This window comes from Glycomyces tritici, from assembly GCF_030403505.1.
On the sequence record NZ_JAUEMJ010000001.1, the window covers coordinates 452,524 to 473,713 of the forward strand.

20 protein-coding genes are annotated in these 21,190 nt (G+C 70.6%); 6 read left to right on the forward strand and 14 right to left on the reverse strand.

What is annotated here, in order from left to right; genetic code table 11:
* Positions 1-12: 12 nt before the first annotated feature.
* Positions 13-747: a cell division protein FtsQ/DivIB gene (locus QWI33_RS02100; protein ID WP_289954380.1), complete on the reverse strand. Its 735-nt coding sequence runs from the start codon at positions 745-747 to the stop codon at positions 13-15.
* A gap of 97 nt (positions 748-844) precedes the next feature.
* On the opposite strand from QWI33_RS02100, the gene QWI33_RS02105 reads away from it, so the two are divergent.
* Complete coding sequence (locus QWI33_RS02105; RefSeq protein WP_289954383.1) at positions 845-1,795, forward strand: siderophore-interacting protein; 951 nt, start codon at positions 845-847, stop codon at positions 1,793-1,795.
* Positions 1,796-1,849: 54 nt separating this feature from the next.
* On the opposite strand, the gene QWI33_RS02110 is transcribed toward QWI33_RS02105, so the two are convergent.
* Positions 1,850-4,303, reverse strand: a complete 2,454-nt coding sequence (locus tag QWI33_RS02110; RefSeq protein ID WP_289954384.1) for a hypothetical protein — start codon at positions 4,301-4,303, stop codon at positions 1,850-1,852.
* Positions 4,300-5,313, reverse strand: coding sequence for a hypothetical protein (locus QWI33_RS02115; protein ID WP_493351707.1), 1,014 nt, complete (start codon positions 5,311-5,313; stop codon positions 4,300-4,302). The genes QWI33_RS02110 and QWI33_RS02115 overlap by 4 nt, the downstream gene beginning before the upstream one ends.
* Before the next feature lie 262 nt (positions 5,314-5,575).
* Here QWI33_RS02115 and QWI33_RS02120 point away from each other — a divergent pair, with 262 nt between their 5' ends.
* Positions 5,576-5,761: a hypothetical protein gene (locus QWI33_RS02120; protein ID WP_289954389.1), complete on the forward strand. Its 186-nt coding sequence runs from the start codon at positions 5,576-5,578 to the stop codon at positions 5,759-5,761.
* 53 nt (positions 5,762-5,814) lie between these two features.
* On the opposite strand, the gene murC is transcribed toward QWI33_RS02120, so the two are convergent.
* The 8 genes from murC to QWI33_RS02160 all read right to left on the reverse strand — a co-directional run bounded on the left by murC (position 5,815) and on the right by QWI33_RS02160 (position 15,662).
* Positions 5,815-7,227: a UDP-N-acetylmuramate--L-alanine ligase gene (gene murC / locus QWI33_RS02125; protein WP_289954391.1), complete on the reverse strand. Its 1,413-nt coding sequence runs from the start codon at positions 7,225-7,227 to the stop codon at positions 5,815-5,817.
* A complete protein-coding gene (locus QWI33_RS02130; protein ID WP_353895340.1) occupies positions 7,224-8,336 on the reverse strand; it encodes a UDP-N-acetylglucosamine--N-acetylmuramyl-(pentapeptide) pyrophosphoryl-undecaprenol N-acetylglucosamine transferase in 1,113 nt (370 codons plus the stop codon). The genes murC and QWI33_RS02130 overlap by 4 nt, the downstream gene beginning before the upstream one ends.
* A gap of 2 nt (positions 8,337-8,338) precedes the next feature.
* Positions 8,339-9,631: a putative lipid II flippase FtsW gene (ftsW, locus tag QWI33_RS02135; protein ID WP_289954394.1), complete on the reverse strand. Its 1,293-nt coding sequence runs from the start codon at positions 9,629-9,631 to the stop codon at positions 8,339-8,341.
* Positions 9,628-11,025 (reverse strand): UDP-N-acetylmuramoyl-L-alanine--D-glutamate ligase, encoded by a 1,398-nt coding sequence (gene murD / locus QWI33_RS02140; RefSeq protein WP_289954396.1) that lies wholly within the window; start codon positions 11,023-11,025, stop codon positions 9,628-9,630. The genes ftsW and murD overlap by 4 nt, the downstream gene beginning before the upstream one ends.
* 4 nt (positions 11,026-11,029) lie before the next feature.
* Positions 11,030-12,163 (reverse strand): phospho-N-acetylmuramoyl-pentapeptide-transferase, encoded by a 1,134-nt coding sequence (gene mraY, locus QWI33_RS02145; RefSeq protein ID WP_289954398.1) that lies wholly within the window; start codon positions 12,161-12,163, stop codon positions 11,030-11,032.
* Complete coding sequence (locus QWI33_RS02150) at positions 12,160-13,530, reverse strand: UDP-N-acetylmuramoyl-tripeptide--D-alanyl-D-alanine ligase (protein WP_353895341.1); 1,371 nt, start codon at positions 13,528-13,530, stop codon at positions 12,160-12,162. Before QWI33_RS02150 ends, mraY begins: the two co-directional genes overlap by 4 nt.
* 45 nt (positions 13,531-13,575) lie before the next feature.
* Complete coding sequence (locus QWI33_RS02155; RefSeq protein ID WP_289954400.1) at positions 13,576-15,078, reverse strand: UDP-N-acetylmuramoyl-L-alanyl-D-glutamate--2,6-diaminopimelate ligase; 1,503 nt, start codon at positions 15,076-15,078, stop codon at positions 13,576-13,578.
* A 65-nt stretch (positions 15,079-15,143) separates the two neighbouring features.
* Entirely contained in the window at positions 15,144-15,662 is a 519-nt protein-coding gene (locus QWI33_RS02160) for a MarR family winged helix-turn-helix transcriptional regulator (protein ID WP_289954402.1), read from the reverse strand.
* Between the two features lie 251 nt (positions 15,663-15,913).
* On the opposite strand from QWI33_RS02160, the gene QWI33_RS02165 reads away from it, so the two are divergent.
* Both QWI33_RS02165 and QWI33_RS02170 read left to right on the forward strand, forming a co-directional pair.
* Positions 15,914-16,945 (forward strand): VldE C-terminal domain-containing protein, encoded by a 1,032-nt coding sequence (locus tag QWI33_RS02165; protein WP_289954403.1) that lies wholly within the window; start codon positions 15,914-15,916, stop codon positions 16,943-16,945.
* Between the two features lie 88 nt (positions 16,946-17,033).
* A complete protein-coding gene (locus QWI33_RS02170) occupies positions 17,034-18,248 on the forward strand; it encodes a L,D-transpeptidase (RefSeq protein WP_289954405.1) in 1,215 nt (404 codons plus the stop codon).
* A 54-nt stretch (positions 18,249-18,302) separates the two neighbouring features.
* Here the strand turns inward: QWI33_RS02170 and QWI33_RS02175 are convergent, their stop codons facing one another.
* Both QWI33_RS02175 and QWI33_RS02180 read right to left on the reverse strand, forming a co-directional pair.
* On the reverse strand, positions 18,303-18,647 hold the full coding sequence (locus QWI33_RS02175; RefSeq protein ID WP_289954407.1) for a DUF3817 domain-containing protein: 345 nt from the start codon (positions 18,645-18,647) through the stop codon (positions 18,303-18,305).
* On the reverse strand, positions 18,644-19,009 hold the full coding sequence (locus tag QWI33_RS02180; protein WP_289954408.1) for a hypothetical protein: 366 nt from the start codon (positions 19,007-19,009) through the stop codon (positions 18,644-18,646). Before QWI33_RS02180 ends, QWI33_RS02175 begins: the two co-directional genes overlap by 4 nt.
* Positions 19,010-19,074: 65 nt before the next feature.
* Here QWI33_RS02180 and QWI33_RS02185 point away from each other — a divergent pair, with 65 nt between their 5' ends.
* Positions 19,075-19,983 carry an acyltransferase domain-containing protein gene (locus QWI33_RS02185; protein WP_289954409.1) on the forward strand — a complete coding sequence of 303 codons (909 nt, stop codon included), beginning with the start codon at positions 19,075-19,077 and terminating at the stop codon, positions 19,981-19,983.
* A 51-nt stretch (positions 19,984-20,034) separates the two neighbouring features.
* Here QWI33_RS02185 and QWI33_RS02190 read toward each other — a convergent pair whose 3' ends face one another.
* Positions 20,035-20,529: a cupin domain-containing protein gene (locus QWI33_RS02190; RefSeq protein ID WP_289954411.1), complete on the reverse strand. Its 495-nt coding sequence runs from the start codon at positions 20,527-20,529 to the stop codon at positions 20,035-20,037.
* Between the two features lie 165 nt (positions 20,530-20,694).
* On the opposite strand from QWI33_RS02190, the gene QWI33_RS02195 reads away from it, so the two are divergent.
* Complete coding sequence (locus QWI33_RS02195; protein ID WP_289954413.1) at positions 20,695-21,183, forward strand: RrF2 family transcriptional regulator; 489 nt, start codon at positions 20,695-20,697, stop codon at positions 21,181-21,183.
* Positions 21,184-21,190: the final 7 nt, after the last annotated feature.

Genomic DNA, 21,190 nt, shown 5'->3' on the forward strand with positions numbered 1-21,190 from the left:
CCCCCCTTAACGCTAACTCACAGTGGGGGCATCTGGTGCGCTGACATCGACATGTTCGTACCCGCCGGCCAACAATCGATCGGCGACCTCGGCTTTCTGCTCGCTTTCGGAACCGTCGCCCCACCGCAGCGTCCGTCCATCTTCGAGATACAGGGTGACGCTCGCGGGGGACGGCGCCGCCACGTGTTCGACCTCGTCGGCGAGGGAGCGCGGGAGAGCATGCAGCACTATCAGGGTCTCGATCGTCGCCAGGTCGTCAGGCCCGGGGTCGGCGAGCTCGACCCTCCAAATAGATCCGGGTGCGGATGCGGTCTCGTCGAATACCACACCTTCCGAATCGACCATGAGAAAAGTCTCTTCGCCCACCGGAACGGCCATATATGCCTCGCGTTCGGTGACGGCGATGCTCACCGCGTCGGGCCAGGCGCGGGTGACCTCGACGGATTTGACGGGCGCGAGCGCCGCGACGGCGGTCGCGATCGCGTCCAGGTCGGCGGCGAGCACGGAGCCGCCCACCGCGTCCCGCCCGAGCGCGGCGACCTCGTCGGGGGTGAGCACCGAGGTGCCGGAGACCTCGATCCGCTCGACCGCGAACAGCGGTGTGGTCCAGACGATCACGAAGGCCGCCGCCAGCGCCGCGAGCACGCCGGTCGCGATCCACCGCAGCCTTCGCTTGGGAAGCTTGCGGCGCACCACGTGGACGAGCCGCCAGGGCCCGGGTTCGGGCGTGTTCTCTGGGCCGCGCATGGGTCGATGATTCCACGTCCGGGCCTTTCGGCGGTGGCGGCTCGCCCGACCCCTCGGATAAGGTAAGGCAAACCTAAGCTAAGAAGGGGAGTGCCGCGTGGCGACGCAGACTGAGGAGCAGACCGGGTCCGAGGCCGTGGAGACCAGGGCGGTCCGGTCGTGGGAGGTGTTCCCTGTGACAGTGCGGGCGCTGCAGCGGTTGAGCCCGTCGTTCATCCGGGTGACCTTCGCCGGCCCGACGCTCGCGCACTTCGCCGACAACGGTTACGACCAGCGCTTCAAGCTCATCTTCCCGGCCCCGGCCTGCGGTTTCGAGAAGATGCCCACGAGCGAGCGGTGGTACTCCGAGCTGCGCGCCCTCCCCGATGAGGAGCAGTGCGGCGTGCGCACCTACACCGTGCGCGCGGTGCGCCGCGCCGCCGGCGAGGTCGACGTCGACATGGTGGTGCACGAGGCGCACGCCGAGGACGAGTGCGGCCCTGCGCTGCGCTGGCTCCGCGACGCGGCGGTGGGCGACGAGATCCTGCTGCTCGGCCCTGACGCGCGCTGGGAGGGCCCGCACGGCGGCCTCGACTTCCACGCCCCCGAAGGCGCGGAGCTCCTCATCGCGGGCGACGAGACGGCGGCCCCGGCGATCGCGGCGATCCTCGAGGACCTGCCGGTCACCGCGCGCGGCAAGGCGTTCATCGAAGTGCCCGAGGCGGCCGACGTCCTCGTGATCGACGCCCCCGAGGACGTCGAGGTCGTGTGGCTCCCCCGCGACGGCGCGGCCTGGGGCGCCGCGCTGGTCCCGGCCGTGACGGAGGCGGCGCGCGGCATGGACTTCGCCAGGACCGAGCAGTTCGAGGCCGAGCCCCTGGGCAGCGCCGAGGACGAGATGATCTGGGAGGCGCCGCAGGAGGTCGCCCAGTGCGAGGCCTACGTGTGGATCGCCGCAGAGACCGGCGTCGTCAAGACCCTCCGGTTCACCGTCCGCAAGGAGCTGGGCCTGCCGAAGGAGTGCGGGGCGTTCATGGGCTACTGGCGCAACGGCGCCGCCTGGGATTAACGGGCGCGTCAAGGGGCGGTCGCCGGTCGCGGTGGCCGCCCTTCGGCGTTCCGGTCACGCGCGGCGCAGCGTCCTCCCGATGGTGAAGTCGCGCGCGAGGGCCTGCTCCTCCCTGTAGTTCCTGCGCCACATGCAGTACGGGCTCGTGTCGACGCGCTGCGGGTCGGGTCCGCCTCGGAGGCTGCGGCGGCCCAGCGTCTCGATGATCTGCGGTGAGGTGAGGCTCGCGAGGATCCCCGCGTTCCATTCCTTGGCGATCAGGAACCCGGTGGCGGCGTTGACGTCGAACTCGTTCTCGACGGCCCTCTTGAGGAACGAGGGCATGATCGCGAGATTGGCGGGGTTCCCTCCCGGTTTCAGGAAGCGCATGCCGTTGAGGAACGCATAGTGCATGGCCAGCTGGGTGAGCGTCAGCATGTGACTGCGCGCCAGGCGGTTCTCGGTGAGCATCTGGTACTCGATCTTCGCCGCCCGGACGAGCATGTCGACCGAGCGCTCCATCTCCTCGTGGTCGGCGGTCCGCTCCCCGGCGTCGCGGTAGGCGTCCAGGCGCACCGCATCCACGGTGGCTTGGAGGAGGAGGGCGCGGACGAACATGATCTGCGCGGCGATCTTCCAGGTGACCGTCGAGGCCCGGTCGTACCGCTTGCTCGCGGGGAGGCCGTGCTCGCGGGTGAGGCTCTCCAGCGTTCCCACGCCCTCCCCCACTGCATGGAGGGCCCGGCGGCCCTGGCGGGCCAGCGGGATCAACCGGTCGGGCGCGAGCCTCGACGTGCCGAAGTACGGGTTGGCCAGGTGGAATTCGAGCAGGCGCAGTTCGGTGCCGCCCGCGGCGAGCCACACCTGCTGGTTCGCCTCGGCGAAGCCGACGGCGTCCGCCTCGGCGACCGACCAGGAGCCGCGCCAGCGGTCGAGGTAGTCGCGGCCGGTGTCCAGCCACGCCTTGGCCGGACCGTACCGGTGCCGTTTCGACTCCTGCAGGGCCAGGCAGCGGTACAGGGCGCCGACGAACGGCGTGCTGCCGGTCTGCGCGAGGGCCGTCAGCGCCCCGGTGAAGTTGCCGGGGAACGCGATGCCGGTGCTGATCATGTGGACGGACAGGTAGTTGAGGGTCCCGAAGACGCCCTTGACGTCCTGCGGGTGGAGGGCTCCCTGGGCGGCGAGCTGGAGGAGCATCCGCGCGAGGTCGCGCTTCTCGTCGCCGAGGTCGCGCGTTCGCACGAGCGCCGCCACGGTGTCGTGCAGGTGCTGGTGGTCGAGCATCCAAGGGGGCGGCGTGTCGGCGCCCGAGGCCCGGTAGACCGCCAGATCGTCCCGGAACCCGTCGGTCCGGTGCCGGTCGCGCAGCGCCGAGTCCGGTGCGGCGGCGGGCACCGCCGGGGCGACGGGGGCCGCCTGGTTCACCTTGCGGGCCTTGACGAGCACTCGGCCGTATGAGGCGTATCCCGGCGGCGGCGCAATGGTGTCCTCAAGAGACTCGGTGAGGATCTGGTCGACGAGGTGGTCGTAGACCTCGATGCGCCGCCCGGGAGTCAGCAGGTCGGCGAAGGACAGCTCGAGGAGGGCGCCGAGCCGCCGCTTCGGGGGCTGCTGGCGCTGATCGGGGATCGCGGCCGAGACCCGGCGCTCGTGCTCGTTCTGGTGCAGGTCGACGCCTACGGGCTCGACCCACCGCGGGTGGTACCAGAGCCACTCCCGGGCGAGCGGGTGCCCTGCGAGGCCTTCCCCGGAGTCCGGCTCGAGGCCGATGACGCGCAGGCCGGTCTCGGCACGCGCCCGCGGGCGCCATGCAGGGTGGTGGAGGTCGAGGTAGCGGGCGGTCCGCTGGTACACGGCCTTCTTGTAGGCGCGGAACACCATGGCGAGCGGACGGGGCTCCCGCACCCGGAACCCGGCGCAGAACGAGGCCACGCGCTCGCGGGACTCGGCGTAGCCGTGCAGGCCGATCCGCTGCCTGACGAGGTACCGCTCGAACCCGCTGCAGAACTCGATGCGCCACTCGCCCTTCGCGATCAACTGCATGACCCGGTCCTCGAACCGGTGACGGGGGAAGCCCTCCTGGCGGGCCAGGCCCGGCGCCTCCTCGCCGCGCTTGACCTCCCGCGGCCAGTAGTAGTCCGAGCCCGGCGGAGTGCGGGGCGCGGGCGCGGGTTCGAGCTCGGCGGCGATCCGCTTGAGCGCCCGGTTCCGCAGCACCTGCCGATTGCCCTGGGGCGCTTCGCGCTCCTCGGGTCCGAGCAGGTCCTCTCCCGCCACCAGCGCGAGCCAGGCATTGCGGTCGGGGACGTGGACCTCCCAGGCGAGGAGTCGGCCGCGCAGGTCGCCGAGGCGCCGCCAACGGCCTCGTTCGTCGACGAGGTGGCCGCCGATGCGCTGCCACGCCCCGTCATCGAGGACCGCGTCGTTCGACCGGCCGTCACGGAGCCCCCTGTCGATCTTCTCGGGGGTCCCGGCCAGGAGCGCCTGCCAGGCGCGAAGGACGAGGCTCGGGTCGTCGTCGGGGATCACGGCCGCCTCCTGCGGCGCTGGAGGGCGACCTCGCGAAGGCCCAGCATGGAGACGATCGCCGAGCGGATCTCCTGCAGGTACTTGCCGGTCGCCGTCGCCTCCGTGCGGAACTCGGGGCCTTCCAGGTCGATGCCGACGGTGTCGATCACGCACTGATAGGGCAGCCCCAGCGTCGCGACGGCGTCGCAGTGCTGGAACGGCACGAAGATCGCGGTGGTGACGACGAGGACCCGGTCGCCGGGTTCGAGCACGGCCACCCGGTCGGCCCAGAAGCGGCACGTGTCGGCGGTGTTGGCGCGCAGGGCCTCGGGATTCGAGGCGTCGGCCGCGACCACATGGGCCTGGCGCCCCTCGGTCCGCGGGGACAAACCGTCGACCCGGCTGTAGGTGCGGAACTTCCAGGACCGGTTGGGCTCGGCGTAGGGGTCGCCTTTCGACTCCTCGTACGGGGTGCCGCGGAGCGTGAAGGCGTGGACCATGGCGGCCTCCATGGCGTCCACTTCGAAGTCCAGGCCGTCCGCGGGCTGCACCGGGGACGCCGCGCGCTCGCCGTCGTCGGCCTTGCGGAAGCTGCCGAGACCGGAGATCTCGGGGGCCTCGACCATGCCGCTGCGCAAGAGGTCCAGGGCGAACTCGGCGCGCTTCATGCAGGTGAGCATCTTGCCGCCGAGGATCAGGACGTGCCGGTACTCGTCGTGCGAGGGAAAGGTGGTGGTGCCGAGTCCGAGCGCGTACGCCGCCGCGTGCACGAGTCGCTTCGTGCCGGGGTCGAATGCGCGATGCTCGGATTGGTACCGTTCGCGCCCTTTGCGGAAGTCCCAATGCTCCGCGGAGAACGCTTCCAGATAGCGGAGCGAATCCGCGTGCCGGCCGGTGGGGAATGCGCCCCCGAACTCCTTGAGGAGATCGCGAACCGGGAGCGAATGCACCCATTCGTCGATGTGTTCGAGTATGGACTCCGGATCCCGGGAGTCCATGCGGGTGAGCTGGTACGAGGGGTATTCAAGCATTGCCACCGAATTCTCCACTCCTCGGGAGGCCGGTTCGGACGCGCCTGAGGAAATGATCTTGGAATCGATATGGAGTTGCATCCCCGTATTGGTCATCGTACCAATTCCGGGCCCTCGGAGCGCTATTCGATGCACTCGTACCGGTCGGTAACCGCATCTGCTGCACGGGTTCGGCGGTAACGACGCAGTCGGCGGTTTCCATGCCGGTGCAAGGCCTCCGCGTCCGCACGCTTGGCGCACACCGACAGGAAGGAGGAACAGGATGTCCCCCAAGCGCACCAAGCGGATCGGCCACATCGGCCGGATCCTCATCGCCGGCGTCGCCATCGCCGCCGTGGTCGCGGTCGCGGTCCTCGCCGACCCGATCGCGGCGGTCGCGTCCGTGCGGATCATCGGCAGGCTCGGCCTGCGGCTCATGGACTGCACCCGCCAGTGCCGCCGCGGCTGACGGCGGAGACGACGACGGGGCGGTGCCATCCGGCACCGCCCCGTCGGGCGTTCTCAGCGCAGGAGGTCGTCCGGCATGAGCTGGACGGGCGGTGCGCCCATGGTGACCACCACGTCGCCTTCGGCCGCAAGGGCCTTCACGGCGGCGGGCACGTCCTCCCATTCGGCCACGAAGACCTTGTCCTCGGAGGGAAGGGCGACGGCGTCGCAGAGCGCCTGGCCGCCTTCGCCTTCGGGGACGGCCTCGCCGGGACCGAAGATCTCCATGACGACCACGCGGTCGGCGAGCGAGAGCGCCTCGGCGATCTCCTCGCGCATCGCGATGGTGCGGTAGACGCGGTAGGGCTGGAAGACCACGACGAGGCGGCCGTCGCCGGCGACCTCCTTGAGGGTCTTGATGGCCTCGGTCATCGCGGTCGGGTGGTAGGCGTACTCGTCGAAGACCGCGTACCCGTCGATCTCGCCGCGTTTCTCGAAGCGGCGCTTGACGCCGCCGAACGCGGCGATGCCCTCGGCGACCGCCTCGGGCTCGAGGCCGATGTACAGGCCCACGGCGATCGCGGCGGCCGAGTTGAGCGCGATGTGCTTGCCGGGCATCGGCAGGTGGAAGCGGCCCAGCAGCTGGTTGTGGGCGAGCACGGTGTAGTCCACGCCGTCCTTGCCCGACTCGACCTCGCCGAGCTGGATGTCGGCGCCGTCCGAGTACCCGTACGTGGCGACGGTGCGGCCCTCGGCGCGGAACTTCCTGGCGAGCGCGAGCGTCCCCGGGTTGTCCGCGCACAGGACGAGCAGGCCGTCCTTGTCCGTGTTCCTGCCGAAGCGCTCGAAGGCCTCGGTGAGGGAGTCCATGTCGCCGTAGGTGTTCAGGTGGTCGACGTCGATGTTGGTGATGATGCCGATCTCGGGGCGGAACCGCAGGAACGAGCGGTCCGACTCGTCGGCCTCGGCCACGAAGTACTCGCCGGTGCCGTGGGCGCCGGTGTGGGCGCCGATGTTCTCGCCGCCGTTCACATAGGACGGGTCGAGGCCGGCGTGCGCGAGCATCTGCGAGATGATCGCGGTCGTCGTGGTCTTGCCGTGCGTGCCGGTGATGACGATCGAGCGGCGGCCGGTCATGGCCGCGGCCAGGGCCTCGGAGCGGTGGTAGACCCGGATGCCGCGCCTGCGGGCCTCGGCCACTTCGAGGTGCTCGTCGTTGTGCGCGGTCGAGCGGACCACGGTGTCGATGCCGTCGAGGTTCGACGCCACGTGCTCGCGGTGGAGCGTGACGCCGAGCCGCTCGAGCTCGGGCAGGCTCGGCCAGTCCTTCAGCTCGGAGCCGGACACGGGCAGCCCGCGGGTCGCGTACAGCCGGGTGAGGCCGTTCATGCCCACGCCGCCGACGCCGATGAACAGCGTGCGGCCCAGGTCCTCGGCCGTGACGCCCTCGTCGATGGGGCTCGTCAGGTCGTTGGGATCGTCGCTCATGCCTGCTCCAGCACTTTCAGTGTGTAGTTGCGCAGCGCCTCGTCGCCGGTGCGGCTGCCGAACGCGGCCGAGGCCCGGGACATCGCCGCGACCCGGTGCGGGTCGGTGATGACCGGGATGAGGTTCGCCTCGATCCAGGAGGGGTTGAGCGCTTCGTCGTCGCAGAACATCGCGCCGCCGGCGTCCACCACGGGACCGGCGTTGCGGTACTGCTCCTTGTTGCCCCAGGGCATCGGGACGAAGACGGTGGGCACGCCGAGGGCGGACACCTCGGCGACGGTCATGGAGCCGCCGCGGGCGAGCACCATGTCGGCGGCGGCGTAGCCGAGGTCCATGCGGTCGAGGTACGGCAGCGTCCGGTACGGGACGGGCAGGCCCTCGGGGATGTGGATCGGCTCGTCGCGGCGCGCGCCGGTGATGTGCAGGACCTGGACGCCGCGGTGCGTGAGCGCCCGGGCCGCACCGGAGACCGCGTTGTTGATCGAGGCCGCGCCCTGCGAGCCGCCGTACACGAACAGGACGGGGCGCCGCGGGTCGAGCCCGAAGTACTGGCAGGCCTGGGCGCGCATCGCGTGCCGGTCGAGGTGGGCGATCTCGGGGCGCAGCGGCACGCCCGTGACGGTGCCCTCGGCGAGGATCGGCGAGGCCTGCGGCAGGTGCGGGAATCCCAGTGCGAGGTTGTCGCTGAACTTGAGCGCCATCTTGTTGGCGACCCCGGGCGGGTCGTTGAACTCGAAGATGACCATGGGGGTCTTGCGCCGCCACGCGGCCAGGTAGGCGGGCACGGCCACATAGCCGCCGAAGCCGACCACCACGTCGGCCTGGACGTCGTCCATGACGTCGCGGGTGGCCTTCATGGCCTTGAGCATCCGCGGCGCGGTGAGGAGCAGGTCGAGGTTGATCTTCCGCGGCAGCTGGTGGGCCGGGACGTTGCGCAGGTCGTAGCCGGCCTTGGGGATGAGGTCGTTCTCCAGGCCCTTCTCGGTGCCGAGGCAGGTGACGCGGACGTGCGGGTCGTGCCGGCGCAGGCAGTCGGCGTAGGCCAGGAGCGGGTAGATGTGGCCGCCGGTGCCGCCGCCGGCGAGGACGACCGATCGAAGCTGAGGCAACGTCATGTCTTTCTGGTCGTAGGTTTCTGGGTGGACTCCGAGTCGGACTCGGAGCGGGGTGCGGGCGGCAGGGGGGCCCACAGCAAGCGTACGAGACGAGAGGGGTTGCGGGCCCGCAGCGCCGTGGCGGCGTCGGGTTCGGCACGTGCGAACCCGGCCAGCATGCCGACGGCCGCGAGGATGACGACCAGCGCCGTGCCGCCGTCGGAGATGAACGGCAGCGGCACCCCGGTCATGGGGATGAGCCCGAGCACGCCGCCGATGTTGATGAAGGCCTGGCCCGCGATCCAGATCGTGACGCCCGCGGCGACGAGCGCCCGGAACGGGTCGTCCGAGCGGCGCGCGATGCGAAAGCCCGTGTAGACGAGCACGGCGAACAGCGCCAGGATCACCAGGCAGCCGACGACGCCCAGCTCCTCGGCGATGAGCGCGAAGATGAAGTCGTTGTGGCCGTTGGGGAGCCAGTCCCACTTCTGGCGGCTCTCGCCGAGGCCGAGGCCGAACCAGCCGCCGTCCGCGATCGCGTAGTAGCCCTGGATGGCCTGGTAGCCCCAGGTGTCCGCGAAGTCCTCGGGCCGCGAGAACGAGATGATGCGCTGCATCCGGTAGCCCTCGAACGCGATGAGGACCGCCGAGCCGAGCAGGCCGATGGCCACGAGCACGCCGAGGATGCGCAGCGGCACCCCCGAGGCCCACAGGAGGCCGAGGAACATCGCCAGGATGATGAGCATCGTGCCGAGGTCGGCGTAGCCGATGATGATGAGCAGCAGGCCGGCGATCGGGAACATCGGGATCGCGAGCTCGCGCCAGGACGCGATGCGCGGGCCGAGGCGCACCAGCGAGTCCGCGGCCCACAGGAGCAGCGCGAACTTGGCGATCTCGGCGGGCTGGAACTGGAAGGGCCCCAGGTCGATCCACAGCTGGTCGGTGGCGAGACCGCCGGTGCCCTCGCCGCCCGCGGCCTCCTGCTGCTTCTGCCGGATCGACATGACGACCAGGACGAGGCCGAGCAGGATCGCGACCACCAGGAGCGGCCGGGACACCGCCCGGTAGGTGCGCGAGGGCAGGCGCTGGGCGATCCAGAAGCAGACGAGGCCGACCACGGCCCACACGACCTGCTGGAGGATCACCGCGAACGGGTCGCCGGTGGCCTCGTAGGACTCGACCATGGTGGCCGAGAAGACCATCACGAGCCCGATGGTGAGCAGGAGCGCCGAAGAGGAGAGCAGCAGGTAGTACGAGGCGAGCGGCCGGTCGAGCAGGCCGCGCAGCAACTCGGTGAACCCGCTCCTCACTCGGCCTCACCCTCGATCAGGGCGCGCGCGGCGGCGGCGAACGCGTCGCCGCGGTGCGCATAGGAGGTGAACATGTCGTAGGAGGCCCCTGCCGGGGAGAGGAGCACGGTGTCCCCCGGTTCGGCCAGTGCCGCGGCGTGCGAGGCGACTTCGGTCATCACCGCATCGTCCTGGCCGTCGAGCACGACCACGGGGAGGCCCGGGGCGTGTCGAGCCAGCGCGTCGGCCACGAGCGCGCGGTCTTGTCCGATGAGGACGGCGCCGCGCATCTTCGGGGCGTACTGGGCGATGAGGCCCTCGACGTCGACGCCTTTGAGCTGGCCGCCCGCGACCCACACGATGGAGTCGTAGGAGGCGAGCGCCGCGGCGGCGGCGTGCGGGTTGGTGGCCTTGGAGTCGTCGACCCAGGTGACGCCGGCGTGCTCGAGGAGGGTGACGTTGCGGTGCGGTTCGGGCACGTACTTGCGCAGGGCCTCGCCGATGTCGGCGTGGGTGACGCCGACCTGGCGGGCGAGGGCGGCCGCGGCGAGGGCGTTGGCGACGTTGTGCCAGCCCGCGGGGTGGACGTCGTCGACCGAGCAGATCTGGACCGGTTCGGGACCGGTGTAGTCGACCAGGAAGCCCAGGGCCACACCGAACTGGCCGCGCTCGGGGTGGTTGAGGGTGAACCCGGTGACCGCGGCGTCGGCGTGCTTGGCGAGGGCGACCACGGACGGGTCGTCGAGGTTGACGACGGCCCGGCCGCCGCGCCAGACGGCGGCCTTGGCCTCGGCGTAGGCGTCGAAGCTGCCGTGCCAGTCGAGGTGGTCGGGGGCGAGGTTGAGCACGGCCCCGGCGGTCGGGGCGAGCTCGGAGGACCAGTGGAGCTGGTGGCTGGAGAGCTCGACCGCGAGGACGTCGAAGGGGCCGTTGGCGGTGTGGACGAGGGGGACGCCGATGTTGCCGACCGCGGCGGTGCGGAGACCGGCGTGGTCGAGCATCGCGGCGAGCATCGTCGTGGTGGTGGTCTTGCCGTTGGTGCCGGTGACGGCGAGCCAGCGCGCGGCGCCGGGTTCGCGCAGGCGCCAGGCGAGTTCGGGCTCGGAGAACGCCTCGATCCCGGCTTCGCCCGCGGCCCGGGCGATCGGGTGGTGGGGCGGGAAGCCGGGCGAGAGCACGACCTGCTCGACGCCGTCGAGGAGCGCGGGGTCGAAGTCGTCGGTGACGACGCAGGTGGCGCCGCGGGCGGCGAGCGCCCGCATCCGCTCGGAGTCCTCGCGGTCGTACACGGTGACGGCGGCGCCGCGGCCCAGGAGGATGTCGGCGCACGCGGCTCCGGCGACGCGGGCCCCGGCGACGAGCACGTTGCCGGCGATCCTCGCCTTCGGCGAAGCTTGCGAGTCGTCAGTCGGCACAGTGCTACCCCGCGATCCGCAGGAAGTCGGCGAAGAAGAAGCCGAGGGCGAGGGCGGTGCAGATGCCGGCGATGATCCAGAAGCGGACCACGATGGTCACTTCGGACCAGCGGTTCTCGCCGAGTTCGAAGTGGTGCTGGATCGGCGACATCCTGAAGACGCGTCTGCCGGTGAGTTTGAAGCTGGTCACCTGGATCATGACGCTGGCGGTGGTGATGACGAAGAGGGCGCCGAGGATCGGCAGGAGCAGGATCGTCTTGGAGGCGAAGGCGAGTCCGGCGATGAGAGCGCCGAGGCTGAGGGAGCCGGAGTCGCCCATGAAGATCTGGGCGGGCGAGGTGTTCCACCACAGGAAGCCGAACATGGCGCCGGCGGCGGCGCCGGCGATGAGGGCGATCTCGAGGGGGTCGCGCACGTCGTAGCAGAGGTTGTCGGCGGGCTGGGGGCCGCCGCACCAGTGGCGGTACTCCCAGAAGCCGATGATCACGAAGGCGACGAACGTCATCATGGAGGCGCCGGTGGCGAGGCCGTCGAGGCCGTCGGTGAGGTTGACGCCGTTGGCGGTGGCGTTGACGAGGAGCACGATCAGGATGACCATGCCGATCTTCGTCAGGGGGATCTCCTGGAGGTCCTGGGTGAAGGAGAGGTACGGGGTGGCGACGGTCTCGGAGATCTTCCCGGAGTCGATGGAACCGGTGTAGTAGACGGCGAGGATGCCGAAGACCGTGGCGGCGATGGTGAGGCCGAGGACCTTCGCGCGGCCGGAGATGCCGCCGGAGTGCTTGCGGCGGATCTTGAGCCAGTCGTCGATGAAGCCGACGAAGCCGCAGGTGACGAAGAGTCCGATGAGGACGATGCCGGTGGCGGTGAAGCCGGTGGGGCGGGTGAGGACGAGTCCGTCGACCTCTTCCGGGAGGGCCATGAGGACGAGGTGGCCGGCGACGTACGCGAGCACCGTGGTGAAGATGAAGACGACGCCGCCCATGGTGGGGGTGCCGGCCTTGGCGAGGTGGGTCTGGGGGCCGTCGGTGCGGATGGGCTGCCCCGCCTTCAAGCGGCGGAAGAGCTTCGCCGCGAGCGGCGTGAGCGCCATGGTGAGCGCGAACGCCACGAACGCGGCGACGATTACGGCTCTCACTGGTCTGTGTCCTCCTTGGCGCGCAAGTGGTCGGCGACGTCCCAGGTCCGGTATCGGGAGCCTTTCACCAGGACGGCGTCGCCGGGGCGCAGCCGGCTGCGCAGCAGCGCGATGGCTGCGGCTTGATCGGGTACGTGGGTCGCGGTGACGCCGTCGGCACCGTCGACGATGGGTTCGGTGCCTGCACCGATGGCGATGACCTCGTCGAGCCCTGCATCGCGGGCCTGCTCGCCGAGGCGGTGGTGGCAGGTCTCGCTCTGCTCTTCGAGGTCGGCCATGAGTCCGAGGACCGCGATGCGGCGGCCCTCGGTGGGGAGCTGCCCGAGGGTGCGGACGGCCGCGCCCATCGAGGCGGGGTTGGCGTTGTAGGAGTCGTCGATGACGGTGGTGCCGTCGGGTCGGGTGAAGACGTCCATGCGGCGCTCGGAGAGCCGACCGGCGCGGGACAGGCCCTCGGCGATCTTCTCGGTGGTCTGGCCGAGCTTCCAGAGGACGCCGGCGGCTGCCAGCGCGTTGTAGACGTGGTGGTCGCCCCACAGGCCCAGTTGGACGCGGGCCTCGCCGTCGGGCGTGACGAGGGTGAAGGCGTGGCGGCCGTCGCCGGGGTCGATGTCGAGGGCGCGGATGTCCGGGCCGTTGTGGAGGCCGAAGCGCCAGGCGGTGGCGCGGGACAGGTCTGCCATGCGGGCGACGCGGGGGTCGTCGGCGTTCACGAAGAGGGTGTCGTCGAGGCCGAGGAACTGCGGCAGTTCGCTCTTGGCCTTCGCGGTGGTCTCGATGTCGCCGAAGCCGTCGAGGTGGGAGATGCCGACGTTGAGCACGACGCCGATCGTGGGCGGGGCGATCTCGCACAGCTGGGTGATGTGGCCGAGGCCGCGGGCGGCGAGTTCGAGCACGAGGTACTCGGTCTCGGGTTCGACGCGGCAGACCGTGTACGGGTGCCCGAGTTCGTTGTTGAAGTTGCCTTCGGTGGCCACGGTGGGGCCGAGGTCGGCGCAGAGCTGGCCGATCAGGTCCTTCGTGGAGGTCTTGCCGTTGGAGCCGGTGACGCCGATGATCCGCGCCTTGGAGGCGGCGGCGACGTGTTTGGCGAGCTTCGTGAGGGCGTCGATCCCGTTGTCCACGTAGATCGCGGGCGTCTCGATCGGGCGGGTCGCGATGGTCGCCAGCGCGCCCTGGGCGGCGGCTTTCGCGGCGAAGTCGTGGCCGTCGACCTTGTCGCCGGGGATCGCCAGGAACAGTCCGCCGGGCCCGGCCTTGCGGGAGTCGAACTCGACGCCGCCGGTGACGACCGCGTCAGGATCGGCGGTCTCGCTGAGCTTGCCGTCCATGACGGCGGCGACCTGGGCCAGGCTCATGGGGATCACGCGGCGGTCTCCTCCTGTTGTGAGTGCGTGCGGTGTTCGGGACTATCACGCTTCAACGTCGTGCGCCGGTTTCACCCTGGCGGCATCGCGTATCGCACGCGCCAGGAGTTCCCGGTCGTCGCCGGCGACGAGGCCGTCGGCGGTCTCGGTGACGGTCTCGTGGCCTTTGCCGAGGAGGGCGATGGTGTCACCGGGCGCGGCGAGCGCGACGGCCGCGTGGACGGCGGTTTCCCGCCCCGGAATATTACGGCAGGGCGTGCCCTGCACGGCGGCTGCCACCTCGTCGCGGATGCGCGCCGGGTCCTCGGTACGGGGGTTGTCGTCGGTGACGATGACCAGGTCGGCGGCGCGAGCGGCGGCCGCGCCCATGAGGGGGCGCTTGGAGCGGTCGCGGTCGCCGCCGGCGCCGAGGACGGCGATGACCTTGCCGGGGGTGGAGTCGCGGAGCGCTTCGAGGACGGCGGTGATGGCCTCGGGCTTGTGGGCGTAGTCGACGACGCCGCGGACCGGGGCGTCGCCGGAGACCAGTTCCATGCGGCCGGGCACGCCGGTGCAGGAGGCGACCCCGGCGAGGGCCGTCGCGGTGTCGACGCCGGCGGCTTCGAGGAGGGCGACGGCGAGCGCGGCGTTGGCGACGTTGTGGCGGCCGGGCATGTTGACCAGGCCGTCGCCTTCGCCGTGCGGGCTCTCGAGGTGGAATCGCTGCGTGAAGCCGTCGGTGGTGATGTCGGAGGCGTAGTAGTCGGCACTGGAGTCGGTGAGGGAGAAGACGAGGTTCTCGTCGTTGGCGAGGGTCGCGACGCGCTTGTCGTCGTCGTTGAGGATCTCGATCGCGGCGCGGCCGTCGAAGAGGCGGGCCTTGGCCTCGAAGTAGTCGTCGAGGTCGGCGTGGAAGTCGAGGTGGTCGGTGCCGAACATGGTGAACCCGGCGGCGCGGAAGCGGCAGCCTTCGACGCGGCCGAGCACGAGGGCGTGGCTGGAGACCTCCATGACCACGTCGGTGACGCCCTTCTCGAGGGCGACGGCGAGGAGGGCCTGGAGTTCGGGGGCTTCGGGGGTGGTGCGGGCGGATTCGATGCGCTCGCCCGCGATGCGGGTCTCGACCGTGCCGATGATGCCGGTGGTGCGCCCGGCGTGGGCGAGTCCGGCCTCCACGAGGTAGGCGGTGGAGGTCTTGCCGTTGGTGCCGGTGATGCCGAGGAGGTTGAGGCGCTCGGAGGGGCGGCCCCAGACGCGGGCGGCGATCTCGCCGGTGAGGATGCGGGGGTCGGCGGCGACGAGGACCGGGAGCACGCCGGCGGCGAGGGTCGCGCCGCGTTCGTCGGTGAGGACGGCCACCGCGCCGCGCTCGGCGGCCTGGGCGCAGAATTCGGCGCCGTGGCGGTTGGCGCCGGGCAGGGCCGCGAAGAGGTCGCCGGGCTCCACGGCACCGGCGGCGAGACTCACACCGGTGATGTCGAAGCCCAGTCGCCCGGCTTCGGGGAGGAGGTCGGCCAGGCCGTCGATTCGGTAGGGAACGGTCGTCTCAGGACGCGGAAAGCTCGGCACGGCCTGACCCTACACCGGCACGCACCGTCTGCGAGCCTTACACCGGCGGGGCGCACCGAAAGCGGTTACGCGTGCTCCGGGCCCCGGTGGTCGGGGTGGCCGACGGGGTTGCGGTCGTGGTCGTCGAGGTTGTCCGACCACGTGCCGAGGAGCTTGTCGAGCTCGGCGGCCTGGTCGCAGTTGAGCGAGTCGAGGAACAGCTCCCGCACCAGCGTGAGGATGCAGGGGGCGGCGTGCTCCAGCCGCTCGGCGCCCGCGTCGGTCAGCTGCACCCAGATGCCGCGGTTGTCGCGCCCGCACTTGCGGCGCTCGACCAGGCCCATCTCGGAGAGCTTGTTGACCTGGTAGGTGACGGCGCTCTTGGCGGTCACGATGCGGTCGGCGAGCTCGCTCATGCGCATCGCGCGCCCGTCGCTGTCGGCCAGGCGCACCAGGATCTCGTACTGGGTGTGGGTGATGCCGTGCTGCTCCTGGAGCCGCCGGTCGATGTGGTGCTCGAGGCGGTGGGTGACGTGGAGGAAGCGGGTCCACACGGCGTTCACGTCAGGGGCGAGCCAGCGGCTCTCGAAGTCTCCCGCGCTCATCGGCGGCCCTCCTTCCTCGGCTTCGGCACCGGCCCTCGCGGCTGGTTCGAATTCGAACAATCCTATCAGCCGGAACGAAGATGAACGGCTCGTGAGTTAGCCACGCCATAGCCGGGGCCGAAACCCGGTAGTTCTGCGACTACCAGTGGTTATGCGCAAAGACCCGGTGCATGAGAGGAATGCTCCCGTTCTAGGCTGTACGCCGACCATCCAGTCCAATCGGCTCCGAGCAACCGAAGGACCCTCAAGCCTTGAACGCCTCCCCCGCGCGCGCCCGCGGCCCGCGATCCCTCCTCAGCGACGCCAAGCGCGTGCTCTCGCTCCCCATCGTGGCGCTCGCCGGCGTGGTCTTCCTGGTCGCGCCCGCCTCGCAGTCCTCCGCGCAGGAAGAGGAGGGCGCCTCGGACGCGCTCAGCGCGGCCATCGCCGCCTACCTCGACGCGCAAGACGAGCTCAACGCGCTCAAGCAGCAGCAGGAGGACCTCGAGCAGGAGCTCGAGGACTCCGAGGCCGAGTCGGTGGCGCTCCAGGCCGAGCTGGACGAGTACGCGTACACGGCGTCGATGACCTCCGAGATCCAGTCCACCGCCGCGCTCATGGCCTCGGGCGATCCGCAGAACGCCGTCGCCGCAATGGAACTGCTGCAGTTCCTCGGCGAGTCCCGCGCCGACCGGTTCAACGAACTGGTGACCCGCCTCCAAGAGATCGAGGCCACCCGCGAGACGCTCGCCGCCAACATCGAGGAGCAGGAGGACACCGCCGAGGAGATGGAGGCGGCCCGCGACGAGGCCGCACTGGAACTCGCGGCCTCCGGCGGCGACGACGCCGTCGGGCCGAGCGCCTCGGACGCGCCCCCCGCCGAACCCGCCCCGCGCAACTCCGACGGGACGCTGCCCGGCGAGGGCTGCTCCGAGGACGACCCGACCACGGACGGCTGCCTGAGCCCGCGCACGCTCCACGCCCTGTCGCAGGCCCAGATCGTCGGGTTCACCCGGTACGTGGCGTGCTACCGGCCGTCCTCCTTCGGCGAGCACGGCAAAGGCCGCGCCTGCGACTTCTCCTCCGAGCCCGACGGCTTCCGCGGCGACGCCCAGGGCGAGGACTTCGAGTACGGGCAGAACCTCGCGGCCTGGTTCGTCGAGAACGCCGACGCGCTCGGCGTGCAGTACGTGATCTGGTACCGCCAGATCTGGATGCCCTCGAGCGGCTGGAAGTCCTACTCCGGCGCGTACGGCGACCCGAACACCGACCACACGAACCACGTGCACCTGAGCATTCGCTGATCGGCGCGCCGGTTGCCATGACCTGGGGCCGAATAGGTCACAGGTGCGAAGTAGACGACGTGTCGCCGCCGCTGTGTACCGTGGTTCCATGAGTTTCGGACCGTCCTCCCTCTCCCGCCGCGGCGCACTCGCGGCCGGAGGCCTCGCCGTCGTCGGCCTCGCGGCGGCCTGCACGAAGAAGGATTCGGGCACGATCGGCGAGGGCGACGACGCGTCCTCCGAACCGCCGCAGAGTGCCGCGAAAGTGCAGATCACACCCGCTGACGGCGCCGCCGACGCCACCGCCGCGACCGAGGTCTCCTGGACCGTCGAAGCCGGCGAGTTCAAGGAGTTCACGCTCACCGACGCCGAAGGCACCGCGGTCGAAGGGGCCATGCACCCCGACGGGACCACCTGGGTCCCCGCCAGCCCGCTCTCATGGGAGACGAGCTACACCGCCACGGTCACCGCCGACGACGCGGCGGGCCTCACCGCCACCGCGACCTCGACGTTCACCACGATCGCCTCCCCCGGCGACCGGGTCGGCATCGAGAACTACCTGCCCGGCGAGGACTCCACGGTCGGCATGGGCGCGATCCTCGCGTTCCGCTTCACCGACCACGAGGTCCCCGAAGACCTGCGGGCCTCGGTCGAGCGGCGCCTCTTCGTCACCTCCGAGCCGGCGCAGGAAGGCTCCTGGCACTGGATCACCGGGCGGGCCCTGGAGTACCGGCCGAAGGAGTACTGGCAGCCGAACACCGCCGTCTCCGTGCGGCTCGCCATCGGCGGCCTCGACATCGGCGAGGGCCGCTACGGCGAGTTCGACGCCGAGACCGCCTTCAACATCGACGCCGAGTCGCGGTACCTGGAAGCGGACAACGACACCAAGCAGATGAAGGCCTACCGCGACGGCTCGATCGTGCAGACCATCCCGATCTCACTCGGCTCGGACACGCCCATCGACGGCCACGACGCGCGCTCCTTCTCCGGCACCATGACCATCATGAGCCGCGAGGAGGAGTCGACCTTCGTCTCCGAGGTGTACGACTACGAGACCCCGGTCAAGTGGGCGATGCGCCTGACCTTCTCCGGCCAGTTCATCCACGGCGCCCCTTGGGCCGCCGACCGGCTCGGCGTCGCCAACGGCTCCCACGGCTGCCTCAACGTCTCCGACGAGATGGGCGAGTGGGTCTACAACTTCGTGCGCTGGGGCGACCCGGTGATCGTGAAGAACACCGGACTCGAAGTGCCGCAGGGCGACGGCTTCACCGCCTGGACCCTCGACTGGGACACGTTCAAGTCGGGCTCGGCACTGCAGTCGTGAGGCAAGGGAAAAGCCCGGCGAGCTTCGGCTCGCCGGGCTTTTCCGCAGCTCGGTTCAGACGGCTTCTTCGGTGCGGACCTTCGGGTCGGCGGCCTGCGGGTGCTCCTCGAGGATGCGGCGGTGCGCCCAGCGCTCCACGAAGAACGAGGCGATCGGCACGGTGCCGCCGAGCATGAGGCCCACCGTCTGCGGCCAGAACTTCCAACCCGCCTGCTGGGCGAGGTGGAAGGCCAGCACCAGGTAGACCATGTAGCAGAGGCCGTGGATCGGGCTGATGACCGAGACCATCGTGTCGTCGTGCGCGAGGTACTTGAGCGGCATCGCCACGAACATGAGCAGGATCAGGAACGTGCCCACGATCCAGGCGACGATCCGGAAGCGTTTCAGAGCGGCGTTCATGCGTGGCTCCCCTGAGCTCTCTGGTCAAGTGACGGTTCGACGGCGGCCGCGCGCGGCTCGTGCTCGTCGCGGCGGGCCGCGACGATGGCGGCTTCGAACGGCGAGGTCATCGGCGGCGGCTCGGGCTTCCCGCGCCGCGTCGCCACGGGGCGGTCCTTGCGCAGTTCCAGGCGCATCTGCCGGATCCACAGCGCGAGCGTGAAGAGCGCGAACAGCGGCCATTCGAAGGCGTAGCCCCAGCTGATGGCGTTGCCGCCCTGCGCGCGGGAGAGCTGCCACCAGCCGAGCAGCCCGAAGGCGACCGTCAACACCACCGCGAAGAAGTGGAGGACGATCCAGGGAGGCGTCAGCAACCGTCGCACAAGGCCAGACTAGGGTGACCGACCCGATGTTGCCGCCGGGGGGCCGGGCGTGGTGACATAGGCCGGTGACTCAGGACCTGCCGCTGCCCGGCGCCGTGAAGGCGTACCCCGAACCCGACGCCGCCGACGTCCGCGACCTCCTCCTGGACTGGTGCGGAGCCGAGGCCGAGGACGCCGACGACGCCGCGAAGGCCCTCGGCGCGCTCGACCCCGGCGCGCGCGAGACCGCCGACCGGCTCTACCAGTCGATCGTCGCCGACATGGGCGGTCGCAAATGGCTGACCTGGCCGAAGCCCTCGGAGGCGCACCCGCTGCTCGGCGTGTACCCGCTGCTCGCGGCCATCCCCGACATGCTCGCCTACCACCGCGAGCACCGCGTCGACGAGGAGCTCTCGCGCCGGCTCCTGCTCGACGTGGGCGAGAAGCTGCGGCTCAACCGCCGGATCTACGGCAGGGCCGGACTCGACGTCGCGCACTGGTTCACCGGCCACCTGCGCGGGGCGCTCTACCAGCTCGGGCGGCTCCAGTTCTGCGTCGAGGGCGACGACGCGAACCCGTTCGTGGGCATGCACATCCGCGGCGAAGGCGGCCCGCTCACGCTCGACGCCGTGAGCGACTCGGTCGAATGGGCGCTGGAGTTCTTCCCGGTCGTCTTCCCCGAGCGCTTCGACGGGCCCGAGGACCTCGTGTTCAAGTGCGAGTCCTGGCTGCTCGACCCGCAGCTGCGCGACTGGCTGCCCGAGCGCTCGAACATCACCGGCTTCGCCGCGCTCTTCGACATCGAAGCGGCCGTCGGGGTGGCGGGCAACCGGACCGACCTGTGGCGCTTCGTCTTCGCGCGCACCGAGAACACGCCGGTCGAGGAGCTGCCGCAGGACAACACCCTGCAGCGCTCGATCATGGCCGGGATCGAGGCCGGCGTGCCGTGGCGCGGGCGCCTCGGCCGCCTCAACCTCGCCAAGCTCGGCCTCTAGACCCGAACGGCAACGGCCGCAACACCAGTATGTTGCGGCCGTTCTTGCGTCCTACTCCCCCGAGCGGGCCTGCTGCCAGGCCTCGCTCGCCACGTAGTGGTTGTCGAAGCGCTCCCCGGACGCCGGGATCTCCTTCGGGTCGGCCTCGCCGGCGACGACGCGTTCGAGCAGCCGGTAGTAGTCGAACCGGTCGGCGGCCGGCGTGAACACGGCGAGGACGTCGGCGTCGTGCCCGGCGGCGGCGCCGAAGGCGTGGGGCAGGCCCGCGGGGATCGTGATGAAGTCCCCGGCCTCCAGGACGATGACCTCGTCGCCGGTGAGGACCTGCAGTCTGCCCGAGATGACGAACAGCGATTCGCTCGTGCCGGTGTGGAAGTGCGAGGGCGCGCCGTCGCCGCCGTTGGGGAAGGTCGAGCGGTGGACCGAGAGGGCCCCGCCGGTCTGCGAGGAGTCGGCCAGCAGGGTCATGACCGACTGCTGGGCGTGGGCGAGGCGCTCGGCGGTGGCGGCGCGGGCGATGACGGGGGCGGGAACGGTGGTGCTCATGGGGTTCTCCTCTGGTGGTCGTTCCGGCCCTCGCCGGAACTCATATCTAGATATTACATGTCTAGATAAGGCTGCGCAAGGGAGGGGTGCGTGCCGAACCTCATGCCCAGAGACGGAACAAGTCGGCTGGGTCGCTCGCAAACCAGGACAGCTAAGATCGAGGTTATGAAGATCAGCGAAGGCGTCGAATGGGCCGCGCACTGCTGCCTGCTCCTGGACTGGATGGGCGTCGACGCGCCCGTCTCGACCGCCCGGCTCGCCGCCGGGTACGGCCTGCCCCCCGCCTACCTCAACAAGCAGCTCCAACCGCTCGTCAAGGCCGGCATCCTCACCTCCACCGCGGGCAAGAAGGGCGGCTTCCGCCTTGCCAAGGGCCTCAAGGACATCACGCTCATGGACGTCCTGACCGCCATCGAAGGGCCCGCCGAGGCGTTCCAGTGCGCCGAGATCCGGCAGCACGGCGTCTGGGGCGACGAGCCCGCCTCGGCGTTCCGCGCCCCCTGCGCGATCGACACCGCCATGCGCGGTGCCGAACTCGAATGGCGGCGCGCACTCGCCGCGCAGTCCCTCGCGGCGATCCAGCAGAACGCCGAACTGCAGGCCCCGAACCTCCGCACCCAGGTTCAAGAGTGGTACCGCGAGCCGAGGCCATAGGCTGTCG

Coding starts and splice junctions, on each gene's coding strand:
- QWI33_RS02100 (WP_289954380.1), bottom strand. CDS start 747: ATGCGCGGCCCAGAGAACACGCCCGAACCCGGGCCCTGGCGGCTCGTC.
- QWI33_RS02115 (WP_493351707.1), bottom strand. CDS start 5,313: ATGCTTGAATACCCCTCGTACCAGCTCACCCGCATGGACTCCCGGGAT.
- QWI33_RS02120 (WP_289954389.1), top strand. CDS start 5,576: ATGTCCCCCAAGCGCACCAAGCGGATCGGCCACATCGGCCGGATCCTC.
- murC (WP_289954391.1), bottom strand. CDS start 7,227: ATGAGCGACGATCCCAACGACCTGACGAGCCCCATCGACGAGGGCGTC.
- QWI33_RS02160 (WP_289954402.1), bottom strand. CDS start 15,662: ATGAGCGCGGGAGACTTCGAGAGCCGCTGGCTCGCCCCTGACGTGAAC.
- QWI33_RS02170 (WP_289954405.1), top strand. CDS start 17,034: ATGAGTTTCGGACCGTCCTCCCTCTCCCGCCGCGGCGCACTCGCGGCC.
- QWI33_RS02175 (WP_289954407.1), bottom strand. CDS start 18,647: ATGAACGCCGCTCTGAAACGCTTCCGGATCGTCGCCTGGATCGTGGGC.
- QWI33_RS02190 (WP_289954411.1), bottom strand. CDS start 20,529: ATGAGCACCACCGTTCCCGCCCCCGTCATCGCCCGCGCCGCCACCGCC.
- QWI33_RS02195 (WP_289954413.1), top strand. CDS start 20,695: ATGAAGATCAGCGAAGGCGTCGAATGGGCCGCGCACTGCTGCCTGCTC.